Consider the following 18,991-nt stretch of genomic DNA (forward strand, 5'->3'; position numbering starts at 1 on the left):
TGTTATGACAACCTATTCTGTCATACTCTCGACACGAGTTGAAGGGCATGCTGTTAATTGTGCATGCACACTGTCGCTTCGGTCCCAGGGCTCGTGTCCGGCCGTCGCAGATTCTCATCCGGAGACGTGAATGAAGGCTGCAACCCAGGCGCCAGACGCCTTGATCCGAGATTTGCAGCGCTCCTTTGCGGGGGGCTTGGCCTATGCCGGCTTCCTGAGCTTCTGCGTCAATATCCTGCTGCTGACAGTTCCGCTGTTCATGATCCAGGTGCAGGAACGCGTCGTGGTCAGCCGCAGCCTGGATACGCTGACCATGCTCCTGGTGATCGCGGTGGGGGCGCTCGCGCTCTATGGCACGATCGAGTTCATCCGCTCCCTGACCTTCCAGGCGATGGCGAGCATCTTTGCGCGCCGGCTCAACCTTCCTGCGCTGCAGGCGGCGGTCTCGGCCTCGCTCGAGCAGGGCTCCGGCCAGTCCACGCAGGCGATCCGCGATCTCAACGACATCCGCTATTTCATTGCGAGCTCGGCGATCGCGACGCCGCTGGAGGCGGCCTGGTCGCCGATCTTCCTGGCGGTGCTGTTCATCTTCCACCCGATCTACGGGCTCGTCGGCGCCGTTTCTCTCCTGATCCTGCTCATCCTCGGCGTGCTCTCCGACGTCCTGACGCGGCGCATCCTGAAGGAGGCCAACGAGGCGGGCGTGGCCAGCATCAATGAGGTCGGCGCCAGCCTGCGACATGCCGAGACGATCGAGGCGATGGGCATGCTGCCGGCCTTGGCCAAGCGCTGGCGCGGCCAGCAATTGGCCATGATCGAGCATCTCGACCTCGGCACAAGACGCGGCAAGTTCATCGCCGCGCTGACGCGCTCCTCGCGCATGACGATGCAGCTGGCGATCTATGCCACCGGCGCCGTGCTGATCATCCGCAACGAGGTCTCGGCAGGCACCCTGATGGCGGCGAGCATCCTGCTCGGCCGGCTGCTCGCGCCCTTCGATTCGATGATCGGGGACTGGCGGCAATGGGTGCTGGCGGCCTCCGCCTGGAAGCGGGTGCGCGAGCTGGTGCAGTCGCGCGTCTCGCAGCGCCAGACCGTGCCGACGCCGCGGACGCAGGGCGCTCTCGTCATCGACCGCGTCGTCTTCGCGCCGCAAGGCTCCGAGCAGACCGTGATCAAGAGCGTCTCCTTCACGCTCGAGCCGGGCGAGGTCCTGGGTATCGTCGGGCCCTCGGGTGCCGGCAAGTCGACCCTGGCGCGATTGCTCGTCGGCGTGCTCAAGCCGAATGTCGGCGGCGTCTATCTCGACGGCCACAATGTCTTTCTCTGGGAGCGCAGCTCCTTCGGCGACATGGTCGGCTATCTCCCGCAATCGGTCTCGCTGCTGAACGGCACCATCGCCGAGAACATCGCGCGCATGCGCAATCCCGATCCGCACGCCATCCTGGAGGCGGCGCGCATCGCCGGCGTGCACGAGCTGATCGGCCGCATGCCGCTGGGCTACGACACCAATGTCAATGACGGCGATTTCAAGCTTTCGGGCGGCCAGCGCCAGCGCATCGGGCTAGCGCGCGCACTCTACGGCTCGCCGCGCCTGATCGTGCTCGACGAGCCCAACGCCAATCTTGATGCCGAGGGCGAGCAGAGCCTGATCCGTGCGGTCAATGCCGCGCGCGAGAGCGGCGCGATCGTGGTGCTGATCGCGCACCGGCCTTCGATCATGCAGGTGGTCGACAAGATCCTGGTGTTGCGCGAGGGCCGCATCAACCAGTTCGGCCCGCGTTCGGCGATCGCCGGCATGATCACGCCCGGCGGGCTGGTCGAGATGGAGCCGGGCAAGCAGGCCGAGCAGCCGAAGCCGGTGCGCGAGGTGACGGCATGAGTGGGCTTCCGATACTGAAAGAGCCTGGCCGGTCGCTCGTTCCGTTCTCGCAAGCCGAGGAGCCAGACGATGAGCGCGTGCCGACGCTGCGCAGCCTCATCCTGGCCGGAGTGACGGCGATCGCTGTCGGCTTCGGCGGTTTCGGCGCATGGGCGCTGACCGCCCATCTCGACAACGCAGCGGTCGCGGCCGGCACCGTCATCGTCGACAGCAAGCGCAAGACGGTGAGCCATCTCGAGGGCGGCGTCCTCAAGACGCTGCTCAAGGGCGAAGGCGATCGCGTCGCCCAGGGCGAGCCGCTGCTGCGTCTGGAGGACGCCCGCGCCAAGGCCGAGCTGCAGCAGCTCCAGGGCAAGCGGGTCGGTTTCGAGGCCAAGCTCGCCCGGCTCAAGGCGGAACAGACTGGCTCTGCCGAAATCGATTTTCCCGACGATATCGACCGGGCGCAGACGCCGATCGCGCGCGAGGTCATGGTGGCCGAGCGCACGCTGTTTCGCGCCCGTGCGCAGGTCTATGACGGAAAGATTCGCATCCAGCAGCGCGTCATCGAGCAATATCAGGCCGAATCCGAGGCGCTTCAGGCTCAGATCGACGCGACGCGCTATCAGCGCACGCTGATCGACGAAGAGACGCGCGTCGTCGGCGAGCTCTATGAGAAGCGCTACGCCAAGCGCACCCAGCTCGTCGATCTCCAGACCAAGCAGAGCGAGCTGACCGGGCGCGCCGGTGAGATGGCGGCGCGCAAGGCCAAGGCCGAGCAGGCCGTGGCCGGCGCCAATCTCGAGATTCTCTCGATCGGGCTCGATCGTCAGAGCGAGATCGCCAAGGAATTGCAGGATACGCAGCTGTCGCTGTCGGAAGTGGTCGAGCGGATCATCCAGGCCGAGGATATCCTGCGGCGTCTCGTCGTTCTCTCGCCGCAAGAGGGTATCGTCGCCAATATCCGGATGCGCACCGCCGGCAGCGCCATCGCCGCGGGCGAGGCGATTCTCGACATCGTGCCCGAGCATGAGCCGCTGATCGTCGAGGCCAAGGTCGATCCGCGCGACATCGATGTCGTGCGGATGGGGGCCGAAACCCGCATCCGGCTCACGGCCTTCAACGCCCGGCTGCTGCCGCCCCTGCTGGCGACCGTCAACTATGTCGCCGCCGATCAGCTCGTCGACGACAAGACCGGCGCGGCCTACTTCATCGTGCGCGCCGAGATCAGGCCCGAGAGCCTCGCCGAGAATAAAATATCGCTGCAGGCCGGCATGGCGGCCGAGGTGCTGATCGTCAACGGCTCGCGCCGCGCGGTGGACTATCTGCTCTCGCCCATCACGGACAGCTTCCACCGGGCCTTCCGCGAAGACTGATTTCATCAGCAAAAACAAATGTTTAGCTAAGATTCATCGAATGTCGCATCAATTTTAGACAATTGCTGCGCGCTTATCGTTTTGAATTTCGAGATTATTTTGGAGTGTTTTCCAGATTAAACCGCGATATTTAAAGTATAAATCCTGCTGCATCGCAAAATGGTCACAATAAAAGGCTTGCTGCGCTGCACATATTGGCTAATCTTTGGCTTGTCGAGCGATGGCGTGCTTCTTCAGCGTCATCGGAACGGCACCGAAACCCAGGGGGCGCTGCGGCTTGGTTCCGTAGACCTGGCGGTGCTTTCAGATCGCCTAGGAGGTGACTAATGGCCACGATAGAAGGAAGTGCATTCGACGACTTTTTGATAGGTAGTCGATTCAGCGACGTCATTCACGGCGCCGCGGGGCATGACGTCATTCACGGTGGCGGCGGAGATGATTTTCTCTTCGGCGACAGCGGCAATGACGTGATTTTCGGTGATGCCGGCGATGACGCCGTCTTCGGCGGCAGCGGCGAGGATGTCCTTTTCGGGGGGCATGGCGACGACTTCCTGACCGGCGATGCGGGCAATGACGCACTGTTCGGCGATGACGGTTCCGATTTCCTGACCGGTGGAGCCGGCAACGACGTCCTGGACGGTGGTTCCGGGGACGACATCCTGCAGGGCGGCGCCGGCAATGACATCCTGCTCGGCGGTGCCGGGGACGATATCCTGCAAGGCGGCGCCGGCAACGACATCCTGCAAGGTGGTGCAGGTAACGACCTTCTGCAGGGCGGTGCGGGCAATGACGTGCTCATTGCCGGCGCCGGCAACGACATCCTGCAGGGTGGAGCGGGTGATGACCTGCTGTTCGGCGGCGCGGGCGACGACATCCTTTCGGGTGGCGCTGGCCATGACGTCTTCGTCTTCGCCGGTGGCGGCGGCAACGATGTCGTGCTCGATTTCCAGGCCGGCTCGGACATGCTGCAGATCGCCTCGGACATCAACGGCACGGGCGTTCACTCCGCCGAGGATGTGGCGGCGCGTGCGACGACGGTTGGCGGCAACGCCATCATCGATCTCGGCCATGGCGATACGCTGACCCTCGTCGGCGTCACGGCCGAAGACATCCAAAGCGATCCGCACTCCTACTTCTCGGTCGCCTGATGAAACTGCGACGCCGGCCTTTCCGGCCGGCGTCGCGCCCTGCTCAGTCGGATGTCGCTCATGCTCACACTTGCGCCCGCTCAGGCGGTGGACACTGCATCAACGCAGCTCGACCTGTTCCGGCTCAGCGGATCGGTCTTCCTGTTGTCGTGGACGCTCGACGTGCCGTCTTTCGGCCGTCCCGGTGTCTCGCTGGTCGGTGGCGGCAGGCGCCTGGCCTCGGCTGCGGTCACGCTCGGCCTGAGTGACGGCCGCGAGCGCGTCGTCGTGGCTTTCCGCCATGGCGGGCATGACGGCATCGTCGCGACGCTCTCCGATCAAGGCACGGCCGCCGATCAAGGCACGGCCGGCGACATCACCGCGCGGTTCGATCCGGCCCTGGTCCATGGCATGACCGAGCCGGCAGAGATTCTGCGCGACCTGACGCCGAAGGCGAGGCTGGCCCTTGCCAGCGCGCTTGTCGGTCCCTGGCCGTCCCTGTTCGGCCTGTCCGCAACGGCGAGCTATCTCTCTTTCTTGCGCCAGTTCCTGCTCTGCCTTTCGCCCAAGCCCGCGCCGGCCTTGCCCGTGGCCGCGCTGGTCGAGGGCAAGGTCCTTGTCGAAACCTCGGTGCAAGGCGGGCTCAGCGCGATCAGATCGATCCACCGGCTCGACAGCGCGGGCCTCAGCCGCCTCGACGCCCGGCCACGCCTGGGCGCGGTCGACCGGGCCGGGCAGCGAGCCTTGCATTTCATCCTGGATGAGGGGCCGGCGCGCAGTGCAGGTCTGCTCCTGCTCCAGGGCGAGACCGGTTTCGTCATTCGTGCAGTGCCGGCCCGCCAGGCGGCCCCGTCGCTCGGCCGCTGGTGGGCCGGCAAGTCCAGCACGCGCGACGGATTGCGCAACTGGATCGTCGAGCAGCTCTCCGGCTTGTCCGAGCAGGGCAGGCTGCTTGCGATCGAGATGCAGCGGCGCTCGCCGCTCGCGGTGCAGAATGTCCGCCGCAATGACGACCTGCCTTCGGCGGAGCTCGATATCGCGTTATGCAATGCCGGTGGCCTGCTGCTGGGCGGCTGGTTCCGCGATCCCGACGGCCTGCTCGATCAGATGCTGCTTCATCGCGGCGAGGGGGCCGCGACCCCGATCCTTGACCGCCTGGAGCGCTTTCCGGCGCTGCTGCCGGGAGGTCCCGGCAATGAGCCACGTTCCGCCACGGGGTTCGCCGCGCTCGTTCCAGGCTATGCGGCCGGGGCGCCGGTTCTGCAACCGCGCTGCGAGCTGAAGCTGAAATCCGGCACGTCGTTGTTCCTGCGTCCGGCCCTTCAGCCGGCCGATGCGGTTTCCGTCCGCGCCCGGGCGCTCGCCGCGATCCCGCCTCAGCATCTGACGGCCGAGATCATGGAGAGGACGCTGGCCCCGATTCTCGCCGCATGCCAGGCGCAGCTGCGCGAGGATCGGCCGGAGCCGCGCATCAAGCGCTTCGGCAAGGCCCCAGTGCGCCCGGCCGTCTCGGTCGTGATACCGCTCTATCGCGCCTACGAGTTCCTGCGCGTCCAGATTCCGGCCTTCGCGGGGGATTCCTGGTTCGCCGACAAGGCCGAGCTGATCTATGTGCTCGACTCGCCCGAGCATGAGGCCGAGGTCGCGCATCTCCTGGGCGGGCTTCACCTGGCTTATGGCCTGCCGATGCAGCTCGTCGTGATGGGCCGCAATGGCGGCTTCTCGGCCGCCTGCAATGCAGGCGCGAACCTGGCGCGCGGCGAGGCGCTGGCGCTGGTCAATTCCGATGTGATCCCGGCCGGCGACGGCTGGCTGCCGGCACTCATTCGCAAGCTCGACCGGCGCAATCGCGTCGGCGCCGTGGGGCCCAAGCTGCTCTATGACGACGGTTCGCTGCAGCATGCGGGGCTCTACTTCAAGCGCGACAGCAAAGGCTGCTGGCTCAACCATCATTACTTCAAGGGCATGCCGGGCCATTACGCTCCGGCGAATGTCGAGCGGCCGGTTCCGGGCGTCACCGGTGCCTGCATCGTCATGTCCCGGGCGCTGTTCACCGAGATCGGCGGCTTCGACGACGCCTATGTCATCGGCGACTACGAGGACAGCGATCTGTGCCTGAAGATAAGGCGCGCCGGCTTCAACATCGTCTATGCGCCCAGCGTGGCGCTCTATCATCTCGAGCGGCAGTCGATCTCGAAGAGCCTCGACTACACGCGCGGCGTCGCCTCGCAGCATAATTCCTGGCTCCAGACGCGGCGCTGGGACGCGCAGATCGAACTGCTGATGGGCGAGATCGACGCCCCGGCATCGGTGCGCAAGCCGTCCCTGCGGGAGCCCGACATCCTTCCCCGCGCCAATCTCAGGAGAGCGACAGCAGCATGATGGCGACACTGGCCTTGAGACCCATTGCGCCCGAACCGGCGCTTCCCAGCTGCCCGGTCGGGCCGGAGTTCGACTGGCTGCTGGCCTCGGTCCAGACCAACCGCTTCCTGCCGCATCCGCCGCCGGACAGCATTTTTGTTGGCGATGGCGATTATCGTGCGATCGGCTCGGAATTCCTCGGTCATTTCGTCCGTCTGGGCCGGTTGTCTCCGACGGAACGCGTCTTCGACATCGGCTGCGGCATCGGCCGCATGGCGGTGCCGCTGACGCAGTATCTCGATCCCGAGCGCGGCAGCTATGACGGCGTCGACCCCGTCATGGACGGCATCCTGTGGTGTGCGCAGACGATCACGCCGGCCTATCCGCGCTTCCGCTTCCAGCGGCTCGATATCGCCCACCCGCTCTACAATCCGCAAGGCTCGCTGCCGGGCACGGAGGTGCAGTTCGGCTTCGCCAATGGCAGCTTCGATTTCATCACGATGGTGTCGGTCGCCACCCATCTGCCGCCCGACGAGCTCACGGTCTATGTCAACGAGGCTTCGCGTCTGCTGGCGCCCGGCGGCCGGCTTTTCCTCACCGCCTTCGCGCTCGACGGCCAGAGCACGGGGCAGGAGCGCCTGAAGTTCAAGCGTTGGCAGGATGGGCCGGGCTGGTATGCGATCGAGGAGGCGCCGCTGGCGGCTGCCGGCATCGACGCGGCCTTCCTGCTCGAGACGACGCAGAATGCCGGCCTGGCCGTCTCCAGCCTGAGCCGCGGCCATTGGCGCGGGATCAGCGCGGCGCATTACCAGGACCTGCTGATCGCCATCAAGCCGGAGCGCGGTCCGGAGCGCAGCCTATGACGCGCCGCATCCTCGTCGTCGCGCATAATCACCCGGACCTGCATCCCGGCGGGACCGAGATCTTCGCCCATGACCTGGCCCAAAGCTATCGCGGGCAGGGCTGCGAGGTGCTGTTCCTGGGCGCCACCAACAGCATTCACCGGCAGCCCCATCCCGGCACCGCCCTCCAGGCGACCGGCGAGAGCGGCGACGTGCTGCTCTGGAGCGGCCATTTCGACCGCTTCCATCTCAGCCAGATCGACCATTACGGCACGCTGCAGGATCTCGCGACGCTGCTGCAGGAGTTCCGGCCGGACGTCATCCACATCCACCACCTCGTCCTGATCGGCGCCGAGTTCCTGCCGCTGGCGCGCCGGCTGCTGCCGAACGCGGCGATCGTGATGACGCTGCACGACTATTATCCGATCTGCCACCATGACGGGCTGATGGTGCGGCCGACCGACAAGCAGCGCTGTTCCGGTGCCTCGCCGACGGCCTGCCATGGCTGCTTCCCCGAGATCGGCTCGGATCGCTTCCTGCTGCGCGAGCGCTTCCTGAAGACGCATCTGGCCGCGGTCGATCGCTTCGTCGCGCCGAGCCACTTCCTGCGCCAGCGCTATCTCGACTGGGGACTGCCCGGCGAGAAGATCGAGGTCATCGCCAATGCCCGGCCGGCGCAGGACGCCGTCGCGCACCGTCCGACCGAGGGACGCAGGACGAGCTTCGGCTATTTCGGCAACATCAACCCCTGGAAGGGGGCCTTGCCCCTGCTGCAGGCGGCGAAGCTGATGAAGGCCGCCGGCGAAACCGGCTTCGAGCTGCGCATCCATGGCGGCGCGCCGTTCCAGACCGAAGCTTTCACCACCGCTTTCGGCCAGGCCCTCGCCGCGGCCGGCAGCGTCGTGACCCATTGCGGTCCTTATCGTCGCGAGGATGTGCCGGCCCTGATGAGCGAGATCGACTGGGTGGTGATGCCCTCGATCTGGTGGGAGAACGCGCCGCTCGTCATCCAGGAGGCGTTCCAGCATCGTCGTCCGGTGATCACCAGTGGCATCGGCGGCATGGCCGAGATGGTGCGCGACGATGTCGACGGCCTGCATGTGCGACCGGGCGACCCGGCGCATCTTGCCCGTACCTTGCGTCGCGCGATCGAGGAAGACGGGCTCTGGCAGCGCCTCGTCGACGGCATCGCGCCGCAGCCCGCAATGGCTGATTGCGCGGCGACGCATCTTGGTCTGTTCGACCGGCTCAAGCTCCAGGTGGCGGCATGACGATGGCGCAGAACCAGGACGACACGATCCGCATGCCCAATGTCACGCCGGCTCGCCTGAATGGCCGCGTCGATGCGCTCGACGGCAACCGGCTGCATGGCTGGATCTGGGACGAGGCGCGCCCCGAGGAGCGCCTGACGGTCAGATTGCTGCGCGATGGCGCGCCGGTCCAGGAGGCGACGGCCGATCAGAGCCGGATCGATCTGCGCCGCAACGGCATCGGTGACGGCAAGCACGCCTTCGCCATGGAGCTCGACGATGCCGTCGCCGCGGCGCGCGATCACCTGACCATTATCGGCGTCTCCCCGAGCACGGGCGCGGAGCTCGAACTCAGGCTGCCGCCGCCGGCGGAGCTTGCGGCGGAGGCGGCGATCGCGGTGCCGCTGGCCCGTTTCTTCGATCGCGTCGAGGCTTTGATCGCGCTGAACCGGCGCACGCAGATCGCCCAGAAGGAGCTTGGCGAAAAGCTCGACCAGATCGCGCTGCGCCTGAACGAGGACCGCGCCCCGGCGCGGGATGCCGAAGTGGAGGCGGCGCGGGAGGATCATATCAGCCGGCGTCTCGCCGAGCTCGACATCTTCCAGCTGCGCTTCGACGCGACCTTGGCGGGCTTCGACGATCGATTGGTCACCATCCGCAAGGAGGCTCGTGCTCCGCTGCGGCAGGTCACCGTCATTCTCGGCTTTCTGTCGGGGCTTGCCGCCCTCCTGTCCTTTGTCACGCTCGCCGTGACGCTGGTTGATCGGTGATGCCCATGAGCGAAGTCATCGTTCCCGAGCGAACCCGCCTCAGTCCCGCTCCAACCGTCGCCTGGACGCCGCTGGGCGAGAACGCGATCCTGATCATGAGCGCCTGCGACGCCATACCGGGCAAGGTTCCGGTCGCGGTCGACGGCAACCCCCGCAACAAGGTCGAGACCATGGCGCTGACCTGGCGCCGGCCTCAGGCAGAGCCCGCCTTGGCTGTGGGCTTCCTGTGCCTGGCGCCCGCGCCATCGGCCGACCGCGCCGAACCGGGCGCCATCCTGCTCGGGCGTCCGGGCCGGCCGCTGCGCCTGATCCTGTCGCCGAAGCCACTGCCGCTGCAGGCCTTCCTGGCCGCGCTGGCGGAGGAGGCGGGCCAGTCCTTCCCGACCGTGGTCGATGGCTTGCTGGAGATCCTGCTGGCGGGCAAATCCAACCCGCGCCGCCTGCGCGCGGTCGGGATGCTGCTGCAATCGGTCGCCAAACCCGGCGGTTTCGTCGAAGTCATGGGCGCGCTCGACGAAGGCGTTTTCCTGCAGGGCTGGAGTTCGAACTTCGCTGCCGGACGCACCAAGCTGCTGATCGCCAATGGCGGCCTCTCGCCGGCGGCGCTGGAGGCCGGCACCTTCGAGCGCGACGATCTCGGCGAGGGCGCGCGCGGTTTCTTCGGCATGCTGGAGGATTGCGCCATCCGCCATCCCAGCGAGATCGAGCGCCTGTTCTTCCGCGGCACCGATGGCTGGCGTGCGCTCGAGGTCTATGAGCGCTATGTCCTGCTCGAGCCGATCACCGTTCCCGGCCATCTGCGTGACGGCCTGCAGCGCGGCACGGCCCCGCAGCCGACGACCGACAAATTGCGCCGTGCCTCGCAGCGCTTCGACGGCCGCGACACGGTCTGCCTGCTGGACGTGCCCGTGCGCGCGGGCATCGACAACGCCACCATCATCGAGAGCGCCGGTGTCCTGATCATCGGCTGGCTGTTCGATCCGGAGCGCAAGGTCAGTGCGGTCACCTTGCGCAGCGGCGCGCAATCCTGCGTCATCGACCGGCTCTGGACGCGAGTGACGCGGCCCGACGTCTCGGCGGCCTTCATGGAGGATCCGCGTTTCGGTCCCGCTCTCGCCGCGCGCCGCAGCAGCCACGGCTTCATCGTCTTTGCGCCGAAACTGATACCGGAGCCCGGACAGCCGCTCTATCTGGAGTTCGAGATCGAAGGTTCCGGCCCGGCCTTCCTGCCGCTGGAGCCTGGCCGCGGCCAGGCGCGCCCGACGCTGGAGCGCATCTTCGGCCTGCTCGACCCGCGCTCCTCGACGGCCAACCTCGTGGTCGAGCGCCAGGTCGCCCCGGCCTTGCAGGCGGCCGAGATCGCGCCGCCGCGCGTGGTCGAGACCTTCGATGTCGGCGCCTTCGACCCGGAGGCGCCGCTTGGCCTGGTGATCGGGCTCGATCATCGTCATCGCGAGCTGTCGGCCTTGTTCGCGCTGCTCGCGATCGATCCCGAGGTCCGCCCCATTCCGATCGTGCTGGCGGCGCCGGGCGAGAGCTTCGACAAGATCGGCGCGGAGGCGCGGCGTCTGGCGCGCTTTTACGGGCTCTCCGTCCGGCTCGTCCTGGTCGAGGGCGTCGAGGATGCCTGCGACGCGCTGGAGGCCGGCGTGCGTGCCTGCCGCTTCCAGACCGTGGCTCTGCTCTCGGGCGCCGCGCAGATCAGGATGCCGGGCTGGCTCGGCCGGCTCGAGCGCGCCTTCCGTGGGCGAGGAGGCCAATGCGTCGCGAGCCCGACCCTGCTGTTCGAGGATAATTCGATCCGCTGGGCCGGAGCCTGGCTCGATGGCGAGGGCGCGAACCGGCGCGTCTCAAACCGCTATGTCGGCTATCCCCTGGAGGCCATCGGCAATCTCGGGCCGATGGAGGTCGCGGCCGGGGCGACCGAATGCTGCGTCATGTCGCGCGCCGCCTTCATCGAGGCCGGTGGCTTCGCGCGGAACTACTTCACCACCGGCGAGAAGGGACTCGATCTCTGCCTCAAGCTCAGGATGGGCGGCGCACCCTCGCTCTGGGTGCCCGAGGTCGAGGTCTATGTCGTCGACGACGGCGAGATGGCGCGCCCGCATATCGGGGCGCTGGCGCAGCTCGCGGACCGGACCAGTTTCGACCGCCGCTGGGCGCTCGCAATCTCGAACATGAGAGGATGAAGATGCGGGTTCTTGTTGTGTCCCATGCGCATCCGTCGTTTTCGCTCGGCGGCGCGGAGATCGCGTCCTACAACCTGCATAAGGGCCTGCAGGCCCATGAGGGCGTCGATACGAATTATCTCGCCCGCGTCGGAGCGCCCACGCCGCGCCATGCCGGGACCGCGCTGATGAGCCTGCGCCAGCAGGGCGGCGAACTGCTGTATTATGCCGAGGATTACGACCACTTCCTGATCTCGAACCGCGCCACGGAGGAGATCGAGCGCGATTTCATCCGGGCCCTGCGCGACCTCAAGCCCGATGTGGTGCATTTCCACCATTTCATCGGGCTCGGGCTGGAATGCATCTTCGCCGTGCGCGACACGCTGCCCGATGCGCTGATCGTGGTGACGTTCCACGAATATCTCTCGATCTGCCACCATCACGGCCAGATGGTGAAGACCGGCGCCTTCAAGCTCTGCTACCGGGCCTCGCCGACGGATTGCAACGCCTGTTTCCCCGATATCTCGCCGGCCCGCTTCCTGGCGCGGGAGACCTTCATCAAGGGCGTGCTCGGCCTCGCCGACCATTACATTTCGCCGAGCCACTTCCTGGCCGAGCGCTACCAGGCCTGGGGACTGCCGAAGGAGCGCTTCTCGGTGATCGAGAACGGGATCGACGTGCCCGAGGTCGCGCCGCCGCGCCCGCTGCCGGAGCCGACGGCGCGACGCTCGCGCTTTGCCTATTTCGGACAGCTCACGCCCTATAAGGGCGCCGATGTGCTGATCGACGCCGTGACGCGCATTCCCGATGCGGTCTGGGGCGAGGATTCGATCCTGCTGGTCTATGGCGGCAATCTCGAGCGCCAGCCGCAGGCCTATCAGGACAAGTTCGCCAAGCTCGTCGAGAGCGCTGGCCGGCGCGTGCGCTTCTGCGGCGCGTTCCAGAACCATGAGATGCCGAACCTGATGCGCTCGGTCGATTGGGTGGTGATGCCCTCGATCTGGTGGGAGAATTCGCCGATCGTCATCCAGGAAGCCTTCTTCCACGGCCGGCCGATCCTCTCCAGCAATCTCGGCGGCATGGCCGAGAAGATCACCGACGAAGTCAGCGGCCTGCATTTCCGCTCCGGCAGCCCGGAGGATCTCGTCGACTGCATGACCCGGGCGCTGAGCGAGCCGGATCTGTGGTCACGGCTGCGCAGCGGCATCACCCCGCCGCTCAACCATGTCGAATGCGCCGCGACCCATGTCTCGCTCTACCAGCGCCTGATCGCAGAGCGAGGCATGCCGATGCCAGCAAGCCGCACGGCGACGCCAATGATCGCCTGATGCCAAGCGGACATAAAAAGGGAACAGCAAAGATGGCCCGCATCCTCGTTATCAGCCCATCCGGGGAGGTTTACGACCACGATAATGTGCGCTGGTACGACCACAGTCAGCTCGCCAGCCACATCAACCACTATCACAATATCGGCGACGCCTTCGTCTTCGATTCCTCGCTCAAGCTCCTGAACTTCGAGCAGCTCGACGCGTTGCCGATCAGCCATGTCGACCCGGCGGCGATCGACCGGCTGAATGCCGAATACGACTACGTCTTCCTGCGCGGCTCCAACTATGTCCACGCCGAAATGGACTGGGAACGGACGGTCGATGTCCTGCGCCGGCTCAAGATCCCGGTCATCGCCTTCGGCATCGGCGCGCAGGCGCCCGTCAGCGGCAAGCTCGAATTGAGCCAGGATACCAAGACCGTGCTGCGTTTGATCGCGGATTCCACCGCCTCGCTTGGCGTGCGCGGCACCTATTCCGCCGAGGTGCTCAACGAACTCGGCATCAAGAATGTCCGCATCATCGGCTGCCCGACGGCATTCCGCGCCAACAACCCCAATCTCGCGATCCGGCTGCCGGCGCTCGACCAGGTCAGGAGGGTCGGGGTGACGATGCGGCGCGAGGTCTCCAGGGACTATGCCCAGGATATCCAGCGCTACCTCACCTTCCATCGCGATCTGGTGAAGACGATGGCGGGCCGCTTCGACGTGACCCTGATGGCCCAGGGCGAGGTCGAGGAGAAGAAGCTCGCGCTCGGCACGGCGGAGCAGAAGGAGGAGGCGATCGCCGCCCTGCGTGAGAATGGCTGGGCGAATGAATGGTTTCTCGATGAGGAGATGGAGCGGCTCTACCGCAGCCGGATGTTCTATTCCGACGTGGTCGCCGAATATCAGCAGCTCGTGCGCGGGCTCGATCTCGTGCTCGGCTATCGCCTGCACGGCAATCTGATGGCGCTCGCCAATGGCACGCCGTCGATCTACTTCACCTATGACAGCCGCACCGTCGAATTCGCGGAAACCTTCAAGATCCCGAGCTTCGACGTCTTCTCCGGGCAGGAGTTCCGCCTGGAGGAGTATTGGGAGCAGGCGCGCTTCGACCGCTTCAACGCCAACTACACCCAGGTCTATGGCGCGATGCGCGACTTCCTGGTCGAGAACCGCGTCGACAACAAGATGCTCGGGCAGAAGGCCACCGCCGAGCCGGAGCGCAAGGTCGCATGATGAGGCGATGTCGCGTCGAACTTGCGGGTTCGCTGGCAGCGCTCATGCTGCTGGCAGTGCCCTCTGCCTTGTCCGCCCAAGTGCCCGGCTACCGCGTCGAGATCGCGCCCGGCGCGCAGGAGGAGACCGTCTTCGACTGGGCCCGCCAGCGCTGCGAGCAATGGGACATCCCCGACGCGCCGCTGCGGGCCTATCGCGACGATCGCGGCGAGGTCGTCGCCTTTGCCAGCCACCATCGCAGCCGCGCCATGATCGGCCGCGGGCTCGACCGGGTCGCCTCGTCCTGCGCCATCGCCTTCCAGGCCAAGCGCAGCGCCAACCCCGGCGACTTCAGCGATTTCAGCTGGATCGGCGCGACCTGGACCGGCAATGGCCGCGACGTCTTCGCGCTGATGCATGACGAGTATCACGCCAATGAGCATCCCGGCGCCTGTCGCTTCAAGGAGGCGATGAGCTGCTGGTACAATGTCGTGACCGCGGCGCGCTCGCATGATGGCGGGCGCAGCTTCGCGCCCGATCAGCCGCCCACCGTGGTCGCGGCCCCGACCTTCCGGCAGGATGTCGGGCAGGGACGCCATCGCGGCTTCTTCAACCCCTCCAACATCGTCCAGCGTGACGGCGCATGGTACGTGCTGATCGCGACGACGGGCGGCGAGGGGCAGAAGCCCGGCGTCTGCCTGTTCCGGGCGACGGATATCGCGGATGCGACCAGTTGGCGCGCCTTCGACGGCGCAGATTTCACCCTGCGCGCGGTCGATCCCTATCGCGGGGACCTGTCGCAGGCGAAGCCCTGCCAGCCCCTTAAGGAATTGCCGACGACGGTCGGCTCGGTGACGCGGCACGAGGCCAGCGGGCGCTGGCTCGCGATCTTCCATCTCGGCCCCGACCCGTCCAAGGGCGTCGTCGGCGGGCGCGTCGCCTATAGCTGGTCGAGCGACCTGCTGAATTGGACGCCGCTGCAGACGCTCGTCACGCATCCGACGCTATGGAGCAAGGACTGCAGCGACCAGCAGCGCTACGCCTATGGCGCGATCGCCGACCCGGCCTCGCCCTCTCGCAATTTCGAAACGACCGGCGACGAGGCCTTCCTGTTCATGACGAAGCTGCATGTCTCCGGCTGCAAGATCGGCCCGGAGCGGGACCTCGTCCGGATCAAGGTCCGGATCGTGAAGGAGACACCATGAACGCGCCCGTCCTCAACCTCACCGCTGCCAGCTCGACAGGGCAAGCCATGAAGATCCTGCGCGCAACCACGAGCGAGATCGTCGTCTCGGTCGCTCGCCGGCCCGAAGGCGGCTGGCCGAGCTTGCGTCTCCTGCTCGATGGGCAGGACTACGCCACGATTCATCCAGGCGTGCTGGTCCCGGGCGACGCGACCGTCGCCGAGCTCACCATACCGCTGCCGCGCCTGCCCGACGGGCGCCCGCATGCGGTCGCGGTCATGGACGCGGCGACGGGCGCGCTCGCCCCGGGCTCGAATCTGCGCCCTGTCGCGATCACGAAGGCGCTCAGGGCGCTGGTGATCTACCCGGCGGGCGAAGTCTACGACCACGACAAGGTACGCTGGTATCGCGCGCCGATGGAGAAGCTGCTCTCCGACTATTTCAACATCGGCGACATGATCGTCTACGACTCGACGCTGAAGCTCCTGCGCTACGCGCATCTCGAGCCGATGAAGATCATGAACCCGACCGAGGCCGATATCGAGCGCTACGCCAGCGAGTTCGACTATGTCTTCGTGCGCGGCTCGAACTTCATCCATGAGAAGATGGAGTGGTTCCGCGCCGTCGAGGTGCTGGAGCGCGTCAAGCTGCCGGTCTACGCCATCGGCGTCGGCGCGCAGGCGAGCCTGAACCGCGCGATCGAGCTCTCCGAGGGCTCGAAGCGGTTCTGGAGCATCGTCGGGGATCGCTGCGCCGCCATCGGCGTGCGCGGCGCCTTCAGCGCCGAGACGCTGCGCCATAACGGTGTCAGGAATGTCGAGGTCGTCGGCTGCCCCTCGATCTTCCGCACCCGCAACCGCGACCTCGCCATCAAGATTCCCGACCAGCGCGAGATCCGTAAAGTGGCCTTCAGTCTGCGCCGCGAGTTCGACAGCAGCTACACCGCCAATCCCGAGACCTATATCCGCAACCAGCGCCAGGCCCTGCTCAAGGTCGACAGCCAGAGCGACATGGTGATGTCCTCGCATGGCGAGCAGGAGGAGAAGGCCTTCTTCCTGCGCGACGATGCCGCCAAGGCCAAGGCCGTCGCCGAATTCGTCCATTCCGGCTGGTGGGACGGGCCCGACGATGCGCGCATGCGCGAGATCTACGAGAAGAAGCTGTTCAGCTTCTTCGATGTCGAGCGCTACGACGAATTCGCCCGCGGGCTCGACCTCGCTGTGGGCTACCGCGTCCATGGCGTTCTGCCGGCGGTGGCGCATGGCGTGCCCGGCGTGCTCGTCGCCTATGACACGCGCAGCCAGGAACTGGCGGAGACGCTGAAGATCCCGGTCGTGCCGGAAGCGGCGCTGGCGGAGGGCGGCTGGCGCGCCGTCTACCAGGAGGCGGCGCTGAACGCGCTCTCGAAATCCTATGCCCAGTCCTATGACCGGATGCGGAATTTCCTGGTGGCGAACGGCGTGCCGCACCGGATGTGAGCGGGCAGGGCGCCGGCTCGCGTCGGCGGCCCTGCCGATCGATTTCTAGAGGGGGCCCGCGGCGGCGACGCCGGCGGTCCGTAGCGGCAGGAGCATACCGATGAAGATCGAATACGACGCAGGCACCGCGCTCTCGATCATGCGCGGCAACCCGGTTCGCGGCTGGACCTCGGGCAAGGCCGAGCGGATGGCGAAAACCCGGCTGACCACCGGCGATTTCATCCAGATCGAGCACAAGCCGAAATTCCAGATCGATCCGTCCTGGCCGATCTTCACCATGGGCTCGTGCTTCGCGCGCGAGGTCGAGAATGTCCTGATGATGCGCGGCCTGTCGCTGGTCACCAGGGGCCATGGCGTGCCGGCCGAGCATTTCGAGACCTGGGACGCCACAACCGGGCGCGGCGGCGGGGCCGCGGGCGGCGAGTTGAGCCGGGGCGCGCTGAACAAATATTCGGTGCGCTCGATGACGCATGAACTGAAGCGCGTGCTGCTCGACGAGAGCTACCCGGATGACGGCCTGATCGAGCTCGCGCCGGACCAGTGGTTCGATCCGCATGCCAGCGGCCTGCGCCTGCTCGACCGCGAGACCGCCTTCGCCAACCGCAAGCGCCTGAGCGCCGCGACCGCGACGATCAAGCAGGCGCGCATCTGCTTCTTCACCCTGGGCCTGACCGAGACCTGGCTCGATGCGCAGACGGGGCTTGCGATGAACGCCCATCCCGGCCCGGCCTGGCTGGCACGCATGCCGGAGCGCTTCCGCTTCATCGACTACGGCTATGAGGCGACGCTCGCCGACATGCTGCAGATCATTGCGATGATCCGCGAGCATTGCCATCCCGAGATGCGCTTCGTCGTCACCGTCTCGCCGGTGCCGCTGGGCGCGACCTTCAAGGACGCCGACGTCATCGTCGCCAATAGCGGCTCGAAATCGGTGCTGCGAGCGGTCGCCGAAGAGCTCTTCCGGCGCTTCGACTATGTCGACTACTTCCCGAGCTACGAGATCGTGCTCAACTCGCCGCGCGCTCTGGCCTTCCAGGAAGACCAGCTCCATGTCGCGCGCGACATGGTCTCCTGCGTGATGAGCCATTTCGAGCGCAGCTATCTCAGCGGCGAGGTGGCGCGCTCGGAAGCGGCTTAGTCGATCGACGAAGATATCGCGCTGCGCGGACTCGACTGCGCGCAGCGCGATAGCGCGGAGGTCCTGATGGAACCAATGCGCTCCTACAGGACGCACTCGATGTGACCCCGTCATGAGCGCACATCTCCGAAGGCTTGGCGCACTAGCCCGATCAACGGATGGTCATCTGTCAGCCACTCGACAGCGATCCTACGGATGAAAGCCTCGCTATCTGTGGGCCATCCGAGATCGGTCAGAAGGCGGCTGGAAGCGGAGAGCAAGGACGCCAGCGCCGGCTGATCGAATACGTAGACCGCGCCTCCCTTGATGCAGCAATCCTCGGGTCCAAGCACTCGCACCTGACGACTGCCGTTCGCGTACTCTTGCTCGACGGCTGGTATCGTGAGGCGGAGGGCTTTCATCACCGTCGGGAGCGGGAGATAACCCACCGGCTTTGCAGGCCCCACGAGCGCGAGGCTTTCCAAAATATCGGCCCGCTCTTGCGTCGTCGGTACAAAGGTCGCCATGGCGCTAAGATCTATGCGTGCCGGGAAGACCGCAAGCCTGCCAAGGTCTTTCTATGCACCGGCCTCTCCCGACAAAGGGCCTGTGTGCCCCCTATCCGTAGCTTCAAGAGGCGCCTTCGCGTGCCTCATGGCACTCTAGTACACACAAGGGTGCCGGGCGCCGCGCTAACTCTACCGAGATCATCTCGTTGACTTCCCCCTGCCTCCCCTTAACCTATCGTTAAGGTTGTTGAGTGGCGGGGACGATATGCGTACGCGAGTGGTCATGTTGATGGCGCTGGCCCTTGCCGGCTCACCGGCCGCTGCTCACAGGTCCCAGACTCATACTTCCGGTCTGCCCAGGAGACCTTCAACAGCCTTCAGGTCGATACGCGCCTCTGGTTCCAGATCGTATTGACCAGCGCGG

General features: G+C 66.2%; 14 protein-coding genes. 13 read left to right on the forward strand and 1 reads right to left on the reverse strand.

The genetic code is table 11. The annotated features are described in order from the left end of the window. Window positions 1-130 precede the first annotated feature (130 nt). From CYD53_RS07910 to CYD53_RS07965, 13 genes are all read left to right on the forward strand, one after another. Window positions 131-1,882, forward strand: coding sequence for a type I secretion system permease/ATPase (locus tag CYD53_RS07910; protein WP_103717516.1), 1,752 nt, complete (start codon window positions 131-133; stop codon window positions 1,880-1,882). Next, the gene (locus CYD53_RS07915; RefSeq protein ID WP_103717517.1) at window positions 1,879-3,237 is read left to right on the forward strand and encodes an HlyD family type I secretion periplasmic adaptor subunit; all 1,359 of its coding nucleotides are present in this window, start codon (window positions 1,879-1,881) and stop codon (window positions 3,235-3,237) included. The genes CYD53_RS07910 and CYD53_RS07915 overlap by 4 nt, the downstream gene beginning before the upstream one ends. A gap of 326 nt (window positions 3,238-3,563) precedes the next feature. Next, entirely contained in the window at window positions 3,564-4,385 is an 822-nt protein-coding gene (locus CYD53_RS07920; RefSeq protein ID WP_103717518.1) for a calcium-binding protein, read from the forward strand. 60 nt (window positions 4,386-4,445) lie between these two features. Next, window positions 4,446-6,746 (forward strand): glycosyltransferase, encoded by a 2,301-nt coding sequence (locus tag CYD53_RS07925; protein WP_181011752.1) that lies wholly within the window; start codon window positions 4,446-4,448, stop codon window positions 6,744-6,746. Then, window positions 6,743-7,588: a class I SAM-dependent methyltransferase gene (locus CYD53_RS07930; RefSeq protein ID WP_103717520.1), complete on the forward strand. Its 846-nt coding sequence runs from the start codon at window positions 6,743-6,745 to the stop codon at window positions 7,586-7,588. The genes CYD53_RS07925 and CYD53_RS07930 overlap by 4 nt, the downstream gene beginning before the upstream one ends. Next, on the forward strand, window positions 7,585-8,838 hold the full coding sequence (locus CYD53_RS07935; RefSeq protein ID WP_103717521.1) for a glycosyltransferase family 4 protein: 1,254 nt from the start codon (window positions 7,585-7,587) through the stop codon (window positions 8,836-8,838). Before CYD53_RS07930 ends, CYD53_RS07935 begins: the two co-directional genes overlap by 4 nt. Next, complete coding sequence (locus tag CYD53_RS07940) at window positions 8,835-9,587, forward strand: hypothetical protein (protein ID WP_146055851.1); 753 nt, start codon at window positions 8,835-8,837, stop codon at window positions 9,585-9,587. The genes CYD53_RS07935 and CYD53_RS07940 overlap by 4 nt, the downstream gene beginning before the upstream one ends. Before the next feature lie 5 nt (window positions 9,588-9,592). Further along, window positions 9,593-11,776: a glycosyltransferase family 2 protein gene (locus CYD53_RS07945; protein WP_146055852.1), complete on the forward strand. Its 2,184-nt coding sequence runs from the start codon at window positions 9,593-9,595 to the stop codon at window positions 11,774-11,776. Further along, a complete protein-coding gene (locus tag CYD53_RS07950; RefSeq protein WP_103717524.1) occupies window positions 11,773-13,083 on the forward strand; it encodes a glycosyltransferase family 4 protein in 1,311 nt (436 codons plus the stop codon). Before CYD53_RS07945 ends, CYD53_RS07950 begins: the two co-directional genes overlap by 4 nt. Before the next feature lie 32 nt (window positions 13,084-13,115). Continuing rightward, window positions 13,116-14,300, forward strand: a complete 1,185-nt coding sequence (locus CYD53_RS07955; protein ID WP_103717525.1) for a polysaccharide pyruvyl transferase family protein — start codon at window positions 13,116-13,118, stop codon at window positions 14,298-14,300. Beyond that, on the forward strand, window positions 14,297-15,484 hold the full coding sequence (locus CYD53_RS30185) for a hypothetical protein (protein WP_181011753.1): 1,188 nt from the start codon (window positions 14,297-14,299) through the stop codon (window positions 15,482-15,484). Before CYD53_RS07955 ends, CYD53_RS30185 begins: the two co-directional genes overlap by 4 nt. Continuing rightward, window positions 15,481-16,941, forward strand: coding sequence for a polysaccharide pyruvyl transferase family protein (locus CYD53_RS07960; protein WP_181011754.1), 1,461 nt, complete (start codon window positions 15,481-15,483; stop codon window positions 16,939-16,941). Before CYD53_RS30185 ends, CYD53_RS07960 begins: the two co-directional genes overlap by 4 nt. 100 nt (window positions 16,942-17,041) lie before the next feature. Next, window positions 17,042-18,079 (forward strand): GSCFA domain-containing protein, encoded by a 1,038-nt coding sequence (locus tag CYD53_RS07965; RefSeq protein ID WP_103717527.1) that lies wholly within the window; start codon window positions 17,042-17,044, stop codon window positions 18,077-18,079. 110 nt (window positions 18,080-18,189) lie between these two features. Here CYD53_RS07965 and CYD53_RS07970 read toward each other — a convergent pair whose 3' ends face one another. Further along, window positions 18,190-18,585, reverse strand: a complete 396-nt coding sequence (locus tag CYD53_RS07970) for a hypothetical protein (RefSeq protein ID WP_103717528.1) — start codon at window positions 18,583-18,585, stop codon at window positions 18,190-18,192. Window positions 18,586-18,991 lie beyond the last annotated feature (406 nt).

Origin of the sequence: Allobosea psychrotolerans (genome assembly GCF_002917105.1) — a bacterium.
Lineage (GTDB): Bacteria > Pseudomonadota > Alphaproteobacteria > Rhizobiales > Beijerinckiaceae > Allobosea > Allobosea psychrotolerans.

What these genes read in the sequence shown, in the direction of transcription:
- CYD53_RS07910 (WP_103717516.1), top strand. Translation starts at nt 131, where the DNA reads ATGAAGGCTGCAACCCAGGCGCCAGACGCCTTGATCCGAGATTTGCAG.
- CYD53_RS07915 (WP_103717517.1), top strand. Translation starts at nt 1,879, where the DNA reads ATGAGTGGGCTTCCGATACTGAAAGAGCCTGGCCGGTCGCTCGTTCCG.
- CYD53_RS07920 (WP_103717518.1), top strand. Translation starts at nt 3,564, where the DNA reads ATGGCCACGATAGAAGGAAGTGCATTCGACGACTTTTTGATAGGTAGT.
- CYD53_RS07925 (WP_181011752.1), top strand. Translation starts at nt 4,446, where the DNA reads ATGCTCACACTTGCGCCCGCTCAGGCGGTGGACACTGCATCAACGCAG.
- CYD53_RS07930 (WP_103717520.1), top strand. Translation starts at nt 6,743, where the DNA reads ATGATGGCGACACTGGCCTTGAGACCCATTGCGCCCGAACCGGCGCTT.
- CYD53_RS07935 (WP_103717521.1), top strand. Translation starts at nt 7,585, where the DNA reads ATGACGCGCCGCATCCTCGTCGTCGCGCATAATCACCCGGACCTGCAT.
- CYD53_RS07940 (WP_146055851.1), top strand. Translation starts at nt 8,835, where the DNA reads ATGACGATGGCGCAGAACCAGGACGACACGATCCGCATGCCCAATGTC.
- CYD53_RS07945 (WP_146055852.1), top strand. Translation starts at nt 9,593, where the DNA reads ATGAGCGAAGTCATCGTTCCCGAGCGAACCCGCCTCAGTCCCGCTCCA.
- CYD53_RS07950 (WP_103717524.1), top strand. Translation starts at nt 11,773, where the DNA reads ATGAAGATGCGGGTTCTTGTTGTGTCCCATGCGCATCCGTCGTTTTCG.
- CYD53_RS07955 (WP_103717525.1), top strand. Translation starts at nt 13,116, where the DNA reads ATGGCCCGCATCCTCGTTATCAGCCCATCCGGGGAGGTTTACGACCAC.
- CYD53_RS30185 (WP_181011753.1), top strand. Translation starts at nt 14,297, where the DNA reads ATGATGAGGCGATGTCGCGTCGAACTTGCGGGTTCGCTGGCAGCGCTC.
- CYD53_RS07960 (WP_181011754.1), top strand. Translation starts at nt 15,481, where the DNA reads ATGAACGCGCCCGTCCTCAACCTCACCGCTGCCAGCTCGACAGGGCAA.
- CYD53_RS07965 (WP_103717527.1), top strand. Translation starts at nt 17,042, where the DNA reads ATGAAGATCGAATACGACGCAGGCACCGCGCTCTCGATCATGCGCGGC.
- CYD53_RS07970 (WP_103717528.1), bottom strand. Translation starts at nt 18,585, where the DNA reads ATGGCGACCTTTGTACCGACGACGCAAGAGCGGGCCGATATTTTGGAA.